Raw genomic sequence first — 6126 nt, forward strand, 5'->3', positions numbered from 1 at the left:
GCTCTCCAGCCCCCGAAACACCTATGACCTGGGCCTTACGGCTGGAGCAGAATCTTTATGGCCCCGTCTGCCTTCTTCTGGAACATCTCATACGCGCGCGGCGCCTGCTCGAGCGGCATCCGGTGCGTGGTCAGGTCCATCACGCCGAGCGGGTCGGCCTCGTCGGTGACCAGCGGCATCAGCCGGCTGATCCACCGCTTGACGTGGGCCTGGCCCATGCGCAATGTGATGCCCTTGTCGAACATGCGCAACATCGGCAGCGGATCCGTCATGCCGCCGTAGACGCCGACGACGGAGATCACGCCGCCCCGGCGGACGGAGTCGATGGCCTGGTTGAGTGCCGCCAGGCGGTCGACGCCCGCGTTGGACATCAGCGGGGCGGCCACCGCGTCGGGCAGCAGGCCGGTGAGCGTCTGGGCGAGCTTGGCGGCAGGCGAGCCATGGGCCTCCATGCCGACCGCGTCGATGACGGAGTCCGTGCCGCGTCCCGACGTCCGGTAGCGGATCTCCTCGGGCACGTTGTGCACCTCGCTGGCGTCGACAATCTCGATGCCGTGGCGGCGCGCCATCGCCAGGCGGGCCATGACTCCGTCCACGCCGATCACGCGGTGGCCAAGGTGGTGGGCGATGCGGGCGCTCATCTGGCCGATGGGGCCCAAGCCGAAGACGGTGACACTGCCGCCTTCGGGGATGTCGGCGTACTCGACGGCCTGCCAGGCGGTCGGCAAGACGTCCGACAGGTAGACGAAGCGCTCGTCCGGCGGTCCCTCCGGCACCTTGATCGGGCCGAACTGGGCCTCCGGCACCCGCAGGTATTCGGCCTGGCCGCCGGGCACCCGCCCGTACAGCCTGGTGTAGCCGAACAGGGCGGCGCCGGTGCCCTGCTCGCGTACCTGGGTGGTCTCGCACTGCGCGTACAGCTCCATCCCGCACATGTGGCAGTGGCCGCAGGAGATGTTGAACGGGATGACCACGCGGTCGCCGGGCTTGATGTTGGAGATCGACGGGCCGACCTCCTCGACGATCCCCATGGGCTCGTGGCCCAGGATGTCACCCTCGGCCATGAAGGGTCCCAGCACCTCGTACAGGTGCAGGTCAGAGCCGCAGATCCCGGTGCTGGTCACCTTGATGACCGCGTCGTTGGACTCCTTGATCGCCGGATCGGGCACGTCCTCGACCCGGACGTCGCGCTTGCCGTGCCAGGTGACTGCCTTCATGACTGATCGCATACCCCCACGTCAGACCTCAAACGGGCGCGCTCACCCCATGGTCTCCTCAGCCGTTGGAACAGCTGTTGCCCATCGAAACCCAAGTAACCAAAGACGCTTTACACGCTTCGTATTCAGTGAGTAACTACTGGTAGTGACCGACTGACCGAAGGAGCCGTGCTCATGCCGGTGAGCTTCACTCAGCACTCCCTTGGTTCACGCATTGATCAGCATCTGAGCGGTTTTCTCGAAACCTGGCGCGCGATCGTGTCCGATCCCGACGTCGAGGCGGCCTATGGGGTGCTGAACGGCTTCGTGCTCGGCGGCGGCAAGCGCATCCGTCCTCAGCTGTGCTATTGGGGCTGGCGCGGCGCCGGCGGCGACGACTGCGAGGAGATCATCAGGGCCGCCGCGGCACTGGAGCTGTGTCACGCGGGCCTGCTCATCCACGACGACATCATGGACGGCAGCGAGCTGCGGCGCGGCCGGGCGACCGTGCACAAGAGCCTGGCCGGGCTGCACAAGGGGCCGGGCGCGGAGTCGTTCGGCCAGGCGGGCGGCATCCTGCTCGGCACGCTGAGCCTGGCCTGGTCCGACGCCATGCTGTCGTCGTGCGGGATAGATCCACCGCGGTTGCGGGCCGCCCATCACATCTTCGACGCCATGCGCACCGAAGTGATCAGCGGCCAATACCTCGACATGCTCGCCCAGCTCCGCGCCGGCGCGAGCGTGGACGAGGCGCTGACGGTGATCCGCTTCAAGACCGCCAAATACACCGTGGAGCGGCCGCTGCAGATCGGCGGCGCGCTGGCCGGCGCCTCCCCCGAGCTGCTGGACTCCTACTCCCGGTTCGGCGTGCCGCTGGGCGAGGCCTTCCAACTGCGTGACGACGTGCTGGGCACGTTCGGCTTGTCGTCGCAGACCGGCAAGTCGGCGCTCGACGACCTGCGCGAGGGCAAGCACACGGTGCTGATCGCCCATGCCCTGCGGCGTGCCTCGCGGGCGCAGCGCGACCACCTCAAGCGCTGGCACGGCGATCCTGAGCTGACCGAGGAGCGGGCCGCGGAGCTGCGCCGGATCCTGCTCGACACCGGAGCGGTCGCGGTGGTCGAGGAAATGATCGAACAACGGGTGCGCGAGGCCGTGACGGCCCTGGTCGTGGCGCCGATCAAGCCGGAGGCCGCGAGCGCGCTGGCCGTGCTGGCCGACCGGCTCGCGCACCGCATCAGGTAAGGGGATTCCCAGATGGGCCGGGTACTTCTCGCGGCGCCGCGCGGCTTCTGCGCGGGCGTCGAACGCGCGATCGTCACGGTCGAGGAGGCGCTGCGGCGTTTCGGACCGCCCGTTTACGTGCGTAAGCAAATCGTTCACAACACCTACGTCGTCGGCGAGCTCACCACCCGCGGCGCGGTCTTCGTCGAGGAGCTCGACGAGGTCCCCGACGGCGCGCTGGTGATCTTCTCCGCTCACGGCGTCTCGCCGGCGGTCAAGGAGGAGGCGCGGCTGCGCGGGCTGCGTACGATCGACGCGGCCTGCCCGCTGGTCACCAAGGTCCACATGGAGGCCGCGCGCCTGGCGAAGGCGGGCTACGAGATCGTGCTCATCGGTCACGCCGAGCACGAGGAGGTCGAGGGCACGCTCGGCGAGGCCCCCGGCCACATCCACGTGGTGGACCCGGCCCGCCCCGGTGAGGTGACGGTGAGCGGCTCCGGGCCGGTGAGCTGGCTGTCGCAGACCACGCTCGCCGTGGACGAGACCATGCGGGCCGTCGCCGATTTACGCGGGCGCTTCCCGCACCTGGCCGACCCGCCCAGCGACGACATCTGCTACGCCAGCCAGAACCGGCAGGAGGCGGTCACCAGGATCGCGCCGGAGTGCGAGCTGGTCATCGTGGTCGGCTCGGCCAACTCCTCCAACTCCCAGCGGCTGGTGGAGGTCGCACTGGGCGCCGGCGCGGACGCCGCCCACCTGGTCGACCGGGCCGCCGACGCGGACGAGGGGTGGCTGCGCGGCGTGCGCACCGTGGGCGTGAGCTGCGGCGCCTCCGCCCCCGAGTGGCTGGTCGAGGAGTTACTCGGCTGGCTGGCGGCGCGCGGCTACGCCGACGTGGAGCAGGTCGCCCTGACAGAAGAGACCTTGACGTTCTCCCTCCCCCCTGAACTCCGATCCACTCGCAACCCCGGCTAGGCCCAGCACGAGACAGGCAGGTGCACGATGACCGAAACGACCCCATCGACCACCTCGGCTAACGGCAATGGACAACTCAGCCTCAGCACCGACGCCGCCAGGCAACTCGCGACCACGACCAAGACGCCGCCGCAGATGCAGGAGATCACCTCTCGGTGGCTGCTGCGACTGCTGCCGTGGGTGCAGTGCTCCGGCGGCGTGTTCCGGGTCAACCGGCGATTGACGTACACCCTCGGGGATGGGCGGATCACGTTCAGCAACACCGGCTCCGAGGTGCGCGTCATCCCCGCCGAGCTCACCGAGCTGCCCATGCTGCGCGGGTTCGAGGACATGGAGGTGCTCGGGGCGCTGGCCGATCGTTTCGTCCAGCGTGAGTACGAGGCAGACGAGAAGATCGTCACCGAGGGCGGGCCGGCGGACCAGCTCGTACTGATCGCCCATGGGCGGGTGCGCAAGATCGGCCGCGGCGCGTACGGCGACGATCAGAGCCTCGGCACCTTGGCCGACGGCGACTACCTCGGCGAGCAGTGCCTGGTCGACGGTGGCGCGTTCGAGTACACCTGGCGGGCCAAGACGCCCACCACCGTGCTCACGCTCGCCAAGCAGGACTTCGAGCAGATCGCCGAGGGATCGCCCGCGCTGCGCGAGCACCTCGACAACTGGCGCTCCAGCGTGGAGCACGCGCACAACGACTATGGCGAGGCCGCCATCGACCTGTCCTCGGGCCACACCGGCGAGCCCACCTTGCCCGGCACGTTCGTGGACTACGAGCTGAGCCCGCGCGAATACGAGCTGAGCGTCGCCCAGACGGTCCTGCGGGTGCACAGCCGGGTCTCCGACCTGTACAACCACCCGATGAGCCAGCTCGACCAGCAGCTCCGGCTCACGGTCGAGGCCCTGCGCGAGCGCCAGGAGCACGAGCTGGTCAACAACAGGGAGTTCGGCCTGCTCCACAACGCCGACTTCAGCCAGCGCATCCGCACCCGCTCTGGGCCGCCCACCCCCGACGACCTCGACGACCTGCTGGCCACCGTATGGAAGGACCCGGCGTTCTTCCTGGCCCACCCGCAGGCCATCGCCGCCTTCGGCAGGGAGTGCAGCAAACGCGGGGTCTACCCGCAGGCGGGCGAGGTCAACGGGCATCGGGTGCCGTCCTGGCGGGGCGTCCCGATCTACCCGTGCAACAAGATCCCGATCTCCGGCACGAGCACGACCTCTATCCTGCTCATGCGGACCGGCCAGGAGAAGCAGGGCGTCGTCGGCCTGCACCAGACCGGCATCCCCGACGAATACCAGCCCAGCCTGTCGGTGCGCTTCATGAGCATCAACGAGCAGGCCGTCGTCTCCTACCTGGTCAGCGCCTACTATTCATGCGCCGTCCTGGTGCCCGACGCGCTCGGCGTCCTGGAGGACGTGGAGGTCGGCAGGAACGGCTAGCCCGGCCTTCGGCAGGTGACACGCCCGGCTAAATGGGCAGGTGATGGGCGCGGGGCTCGTAGTACCAGCCCATCATGCGCAGCAGCCGCCGCTGGTACGGCGTGACGTTGTGCAGCCGGATCCAGCGCTGGGACGGGGGCAGCGTGGGCATGACGAGCACACGTAGCCCCGAGACGTCGATGAAGGTCAGTTCCCCGGTGTCGACGACAATGTACGAGCCCTGGCGACAGCTCGCCAGGGCCCCTGCCAGCGCGTGGCTGTTGGTGGCGTCGATCTCGCCGATCAGCGTGACGGCCAGGGGCTCGGGCGACGCTGGGTTCCGGCGCATCATGATCTTGAGTTGGTCATCCTGGTAGAGCAGTCGCTCTTCGAGACCACCCATGCTCCTCGCACCCCCCAACACGCATGCCTCGGGGGTTGTGAATTAGCCAGAACCAACGTTACAGCACGTACGTTTCACAATGTAATTTTCGCGAGAATATGACCGAATTAGTGAGAAATCCTGAAGAGTCGGACAGAGCGCCCCTCCGCTCGCCCGGCCGTTGACCCCGCATCCCCGTGCGGGTCGGGGCTGTCCGCGCGGGATGGCGGGTTTGCCGGGGATCTCCCGAGACCCGGAGCGAAGCCGAGGCCCGTTCCGACCATCGCAGCATTTCCGGACTTGCGGCGGTTTGCCCGATGCGTTTTATCCCTATACAGCGGGTGAAAAGTCACGCATCAGAAACACACGCGGGCGGCGATTCGGGGGCGCTGAATACGTGATGAAAGGAAGATGGACACGAGCACTGATAGCGGCGGCATGCGCTATCGCCTGCACATTCAGCGGCAGGTCGGAGACCGGGCTGATCGCGCTGCGCGCGGCGCTGGAAATGATCGGCGTCCCGTATTCGTGGGGCGGGGGCGGGGTGCAGGGGCCCGGATACGGGATAGGGAGGGGCGCCACGACGAAGGGGTTCGACTGCTCGGGGCTCGCCGAGTACGCCTACGCGCGGGCGGGGGTGCCCATCGGATCCACGACGCAGCAGCAGTGGCGTTCCGGGATCAGGGTGACGAGGGAGCAGGTGCAGCCGGGGGATCTGGTCTTCTACGACAGCAAGCCGCAGCGTGACGGGCCGGAGCACGTCGGCATCGCGGTCGACGGGGAGAGAATGGTGCACGCCCCGTACACAGGGGCGTTCGTGCGCGTGGACCCGCTGGACCGGCCGCACTTCCTGGGGGTGGTGAGGCCGGGCGCCGGCCCCGCCGACTTGGCGGCCTGAGGGTGAGTCGTGGGGGGGGGGGGGGGGGGGGGGCG

Annotated in this window: 6 protein-coding genes; 4 read left to right on the forward strand and 2 right to left on the reverse strand. The window is 68.6% G+C overall.

Annotated features, from left to right (window positions below; genetic code table 11):
* Window positions 1-35: 35 nt before the first annotated feature.
* Entirely contained in the window at window positions 36-1217 is a 1182-nt protein-coding gene (locus Q9G87_RS53415; protein ID WP_305924392.1) for a zinc-dependent alcohol dehydrogenase, read from the reverse strand.
* Between the two features lie 258 nt (window positions 1218-1475).
* Here Q9G87_RS53415 and Q9G87_RS53420 point away from each other — a divergent pair, with 258 nt between their 5' ends.
* From Q9G87_RS53420 to Q9G87_RS53430, 3 genes are read left to right on the forward strand one after another with little or no spacing between them, the layout of a single operon-like run.
* A complete protein-coding gene (locus Q9G87_RS53420) occupies window positions 1476-2441 on the forward strand; it encodes a polyprenyl synthetase family protein (RefSeq protein ID WP_305924393.1) in 966 nt (321 codons plus the stop codon).
* A 12-nt stretch (window positions 2442-2453) separates the two neighbouring features.
* Window positions 2454-3395: a 4-hydroxy-3-methylbut-2-enyl diphosphate reductase gene (locus tag Q9G87_RS53425; protein WP_305924394.1), complete on the forward strand. Its 942-nt coding sequence runs from the start codon at window positions 2454-2456 to the stop codon at window positions 3393-3395.
* 27 nt (window positions 3396-3422) lie between these two features.
* Window positions 3423-4832 (forward strand): family 2B encapsulin nanocompartment shell protein, encoded by a 1410-nt coding sequence (locus Q9G87_RS53430; RefSeq protein ID WP_305924395.1) that lies wholly within the window; start codon window positions 3423-3425, stop codon window positions 4830-4832.
* A 28-nt stretch (window positions 4833-4860) separates the two neighbouring features.
* On the opposite strand, the gene Q9G87_RS53435 is transcribed toward Q9G87_RS53430, so the two are convergent.
* Window positions 4861-5214 (reverse strand): STAS domain-containing protein, encoded by a 354-nt coding sequence (locus tag Q9G87_RS53435; RefSeq protein ID WP_305924396.1) that lies wholly within the window; start codon window positions 5212-5214, stop codon window positions 4861-4863.
* Window positions 5215-5593: 379 nt separating this feature from the next.
* Here Q9G87_RS53435 and Q9G87_RS53440 point away from each other — a divergent pair, with 379 nt between their 5' ends.
* Entirely contained in the window at window positions 5594-6091 is a 498-nt protein-coding gene (locus tag Q9G87_RS53440; RefSeq protein WP_305924397.1) for a C40 family peptidase, read from the forward strand.
* Window positions 6092-6126 lie beyond the last annotated feature (35 nt).

The sequence above is a fragment of the Nonomuraea turcica genome (assembly GCF_030718205.1).
Classification (GTDB): Bacteria; Actinomycetota; Actinomycetes; order Streptosporangiales; family Streptosporangiaceae; genus Nonomuraea.

Bases quoted from the DNA above. Each gene is read 5' to 3' on its own strand.
- Q9G87_RS53440 (WP_305924397.1), top strand. From the start codon at position 5,594: ATGAAAGGAAGATGGACACGAGCACTGATAGCGGCGGCATGCGCTATC.
- Q9G87_RS53425 (WP_305924394.1), top strand. From the start codon at position 2,454: ATGGGCCGGGTACTTCTCGCGGCGCCGCGCGGCTTCTGCGCGGGCGTC.
- Q9G87_RS53430 (WP_305924395.1), top strand. From the start codon at position 3,423: ATGACCGAAACGACCCCATCGACCACCTCGGCTAACGGCAATGGACAA.
- Q9G87_RS53415 (WP_305924392.1), bottom strand. From the start codon at position 1,217: ATGAAGGCAGTCACCTGGCACGGCAAGCGCGACGTCCGGGTCGAGGAC.
- Q9G87_RS53435 (WP_305924396.1), bottom strand. From the start codon at position 5,214: ATGGGTGGTCTCGAAGAGCGACTGCTCTACCAGGATGACCAACTCAAG.